3 protein-coding genes are annotated in these 4,383 nt (G+C 58.3%); all 3 read right to left on the bottom strand.

From position 1 onward, the window contains the following. Positions 1 to 120: 120 nt before the first annotated feature. The 3 genes from AIOL_RS05120 to AIOL_RS05110 all read right to left on the bottom strand — a co-directional run bounded on the left by AIOL_RS05120 (position 121) and on the right by AIOL_RS05110 (position 3,594). Positions 121 to 1,038 carry a Hint domain-containing protein gene (locus tag AIOL_RS05120; RefSeq protein WP_082152438.1) on the bottom strand — a complete coding sequence of 306 codons (918 nt, stop codon included), beginning with the start codon at positions 1,036 to 1,038 and terminating at the stop codon, positions 121 to 123. Between the two features lie 407 nt (positions 1,039 to 1,445). Next, entirely contained in the window at positions 1,446 to 2,228 is a 783-nt protein-coding gene (locus tag AIOL_RS05115; RefSeq protein WP_049641994.1) for a Hint domain-containing protein, read from the bottom strand. Positions 2,229 to 2,856: 628 nt separating this feature from the next. Then, positions 2,857 to 3,594 (bottom strand): Hint domain-containing protein, encoded by a 738-nt coding sequence (locus tag AIOL_RS05110; protein WP_049641993.1) that lies wholly within the window; start codon positions 3,592 to 3,594, stop codon positions 2,857 to 2,859. Positions 3,595 to 4,383 lie beyond the last annotated feature (789 nt).

Below are 4,383 nucleotides of genomic sequence, written 5' to 3'. Positions count from 1 at the left end.
GCGTGCAAGCACACAGCCTACCGGCTTGCCGTCCCGATAGCGCGCACCCCCGCGCGCGGCTCGGTGCGGCGGGGATGTATGAGCAAGGCCGGGCGCAGCGGCCTTTTATGTTTTTTTGTGCTAAACCGCGATTGCGAGATGATCCCGCTGCGAAATCGCCAGGCGGTCTTTGATCGCCTGCGGCAGCAGCCGGGCGGTGCTTATCCTGGGCATCCGCATCTCGGGGATGATCCGCTCGGCGCCGTAGAGATCCAAGTATTCCTGGTAATTGTCGAACGCCGCCCGGCCCGCCACATCAATGAAGGTCTCGGACGGCGCGCCATTGGCGAGGATCACATCGTGGTTTTCGGTCTCGATGTGGTAATAGGTGAACTCTTGCGGCATCTCGGACACGGGCACAAAGCGCACCGTGTCCCCGTTCACCAAAGCTGAGGCGTTGATCACCAGCCCGTCCACGATCATCCCGTGATCGGCGCTGACATAAAGGTCGCTGTGGTTGCCCAAGGCCCCGGCAGCGATGCAGACCGGCGCGAGCTGGTCGCCATGGGCCCAGGTCATCGGCCCGGCCACAGACCGGCGTCCGACCCATTTTATCGCGGCAGTGTCCCCGTTGGCGGTAAGGATTTGGTCGCCAACCTGGAGCGCCTCGACCGAGCGTTCCCCGCTTGGGGTCGCGATCTGCGTACCCGTCAGGAAGCAATAAGGGATCGGGACCTCTGGATTGGTTGCCGAGGTCGAACCTGGCCCGAGCGGAAAGCTGGCGCCGATATCCTCGAATGCCGTGTTATACGGGATTGAATAAATGGTGCCCGACAGAAAGACCGGGTAGTCTGTGCCGCCGATATTTACCACATAACCGGTGTATGGCATTTCCACGGTTTGCCAGCCATCGACGCCTTGATCCGCGTTCCCGTCCCCGTCCACATCGACCACGTTGGTGTCCAGCAACCACACCGAGGCTTGCGTCCAGCTGAGCGTGCCGCCTAAATCTACGGCGTCAGTGAATCGGATATTAGCATCTACGGGAATATTGACCATCTTGTTTATTCCTTTGCCAAGAGGGCGCGCACCGACTTAACAGCCCCGCCCCGTTTTTATTAATAATAGCGTTATTTAGAACCGGCGCGAAGGATACTTAGGCTTTGCGCGCCGGGGGGTCTTATCAAGTTTGTCTATGAGCGAACTGCGTTACGATTTATGTAGTTGTTTACGTAGTATGTAGTTATTTACGTAGTATGTAGTTATTTATATGGTTATTCGACCTATGCTGGCAGATATTCCGCTGGCAAGCAAAAGGAATCTGGGAAATCTGCGCAAAAGCAAGGAAAACCGGGGCTCCTGTGCCGCGTGGCGTGGCACAACTGCGAGGCTGCGGGAAGTTCGGCAATCGTTCTTGTCGCCGCAGCCCTGCAACTGGCAGGGGCAGATAGCCCCCGATGTCGCCGTTATCCTGTCTTAAGCAACGGGTCAGGGGCGCATGGCGTCCCGAAAGCCAACCGATCTTTGATGGTTTGCGGCAGCAGACGCGCGCTTGAAATGCGAGGCATCGCCATCTCTGGGATAATGCGTTCCGCGCCGTAGAGGTCGAGATACTCCTGGTAATTGTCGAACGCCGCGCGACCCGCCGCGTCCAGGAAGGTCTCCGCCGGGGCGCCATTGGCGAGGATCACGTCATGGGCCTCGGTCTCGATATGGTAGACGGTGATGCTGTCTTCCAGCTCGGAAAGCGGCACGAAGTCGATCGTGTCGTGGTTCACCAGGGCGCTGGCGTTGATCACCATTCCGTCGATCACCATGCCGTGGTCGGCGGTCACGGTCAGGTCGCTATGCGGCAGCCCGCCGCCCAGCGCGCCCGCGCGGATGCGGACAGGTTGCGCGCCCTCGGGCAGGGGCAGGTTCACGGCGGCGGCTCTATGCGTTTGAACGCCCAGCCATTTCACCGCCACGTCGCGGCCATCCGCGGTGCGGACACGGTCGCCAATCGCCAGCGCTTCCACGGCGGCCTCGCCCTCGGGCGTGGCGATCATCGTGCCGGCGGCAAAGCACACCAGGTTCACGACGACAGCGTTTTCGCCGGCATTGGTGATCGGTTGGGTTACAGCGGTGCCGGCTAGAGCAGCAAACCCTTCATTCGGGTCAAAATAGGGCACAAAGTAGCCCCCGCCACCACTTGCAAAAATCGCGTAGTTTTGACCTTCGATTTCAATGGTGTACCCACTGTAGGGCATGCTAGCAACGAATAAATAATCCGTGGACGTATCGGCATTGCCATCTCCGTTGTCGAATACGGGAAGATCAACGCCAAAGTGGGTCCAATTATTGGTCGGCGTCAAAACACCCCCACTCTCTGTGGCATCGAAAACTAGATAGGCATCGGCTGTCTGTGTCGGCATTTTAGTCCCCCGCTCCATGGCGCGCGGCGATCTGGCATCGGCGCATACTTTCAATTCTTGAGATAAAAATTTAACGGTTTACACAGGACTTGAGGTGAATCTTAAAATACCAACAAAGGAATTGTCTACACTGCTCCACTTAAGGAATGTATAAGTAACTGGAATCATATTTTTTTATCTATACTTTGTCGCGCCGAGGGATACTTCAGACCAGGCCACCTTCGTCAACGGCGACCATTCCGGTTGAGAATCGTCACAAAAAATCCACCCAGAGCTGTGGATTCGGATTGACCATGGGGCGCTTGCTCCCTCGCGCAATGTCGCTACGCACCGGGGGCGGGATGCGTGCAAGCACACAGCCTACCGGCTTGCCGTCCCGATAGCGCGCACCCCCGCGCGCGGCTCGGTGCGGCGGGGATATATGAGCAAGGCCGGGCGCAGCGGCCTTCTATGTTTTTTTGTGCTAAACCGCGATTGCGAGATGATCCCGCTGCGAAATCGCCAGGCGGTCTTTGATCGCCTGCGGCAGCAGCCGGGCGGTGCTTATCCTGGGCACCCGCATCTCGGGGATGAGATGCTCGGCGCCGTAGAGGTCCAGGTATTCCTGGTAATTGTCGAACGCCGCGCGACCCGCCGCGTCCAGGAAGGTCTCCGCCGGGGCGCCGTTGGCGAGGATCACGTCATGGGCCTCGGTCTCGATATGGTAGACGGTGATGCTGTCTTCCAGCTCGGAAAGCGGCACGAAGTCGATCGTGTCGCCGTTCACCAGGGCGCTTGCGTTGATCACCATTGCGTCGATCACCATGCCGTGGTCCGCCGTCACCGTCAGGTCGCTATGCGGCAGCCCGCCGCCCAGCGCGCCCGCGCGGATGCGGACAGGTTGCGCGCTTTCGGGCAGCGGCAGGTTCACGGCGGCAGCTCTATGCGTTTGAACGCCCAGCCATTTCACCGCCACGTCGCGGCCATCCGCGGTGCGGACACGGTCGCCAATCGCCAGCGCTTCCACGGCGACCTCGCCCTCGGGCGTGGCGATCATCGTGCCGGCGGCAAAGCACAGGTTCACGACGACAGCGTTATCACCGGCGAAAGTGATCGGTTGGGTTACAGCGGTGCCTTCTAGAGAGGCCAACCCTCGACTCAGATCGAAATAGGGCACCGCGTAGGCGTTGCCAGGCCCGCCGAGATCTTCAAAAGGCGCCAAAAATATCGCGTAGTCTTCGCCATTGATTTCAACGGTGTAGCCGCTGTAGGGAAGAGCAGGAGTGCTAAAGTAATCCGTGTTCGTATCTGCGTTACCATCTCCGTTGTCAAATACTAACCCAGAGTTAAAAGAGTGACGCCAATTCGTGAGGGGCGTCAAAACACCCCCGATTTCTGTGCCAATGAAAACCACACGGCCATCGGGTATATGTGTCGGCATTTTAGTCCCTCGCTCCAATTCGCGCGGCGATCTAACATCGGCGCATATTTTCAATTCTTGAGATAAAAATTTAACGATTTACACAGACCTTGAAGTGAATCATTAAACGTTAACACAGAACTGTCCACACCTCTCCGCTTCAGAAATTTACAAGCAACTGAACTCACATTATTTTATCTATACTTTGTCGGGCTGAGGAGATGCTTCAGACCAGGCCGCGTTCGTCAACGGCGACTATTCCGATTGAATAATGTCACTAGACTTCCACCCAGAGCTGTTGATTCGGATTGACCATGGGGCGGTTGCTCCCTCGCGCAATATCGCTACCCATCGGGGGCGGGGTGCGCGCAAGCACACAGCCTACCGGCTTGCATTCCCGATAGCGCGCACCCCCGCGCGCGGCTCGGTGCGGCGGGGATACATGAGCAAGGCCGGGCGCAGCGGACTTCTATGTTTTTTTGTGCTAAACCGCCATTGCGAGATGATCCTGCTGCGAAATCGCCAGGCGGTCTTTGATCGCCTGCGGCAGCAGCCGGGCGGTGCTTATCCTGGGCACCCGCATCTCGGGGA

It is taken from the genome of Candidatus Rhodobacter oscarellae, assembly GCF_001078595.1.
GTDB lineage: Bacteria > Pseudomonadota > Alphaproteobacteria > Rhodobacterales > Rhodobacteraceae > Rhodobacter_B > Rhodobacter_B oscarellae.
The sequence above is the reverse complement of the archived record's forward strand: the minus strand, read 5'-3'. Positions and strand labels throughout refer to the sequence as shown.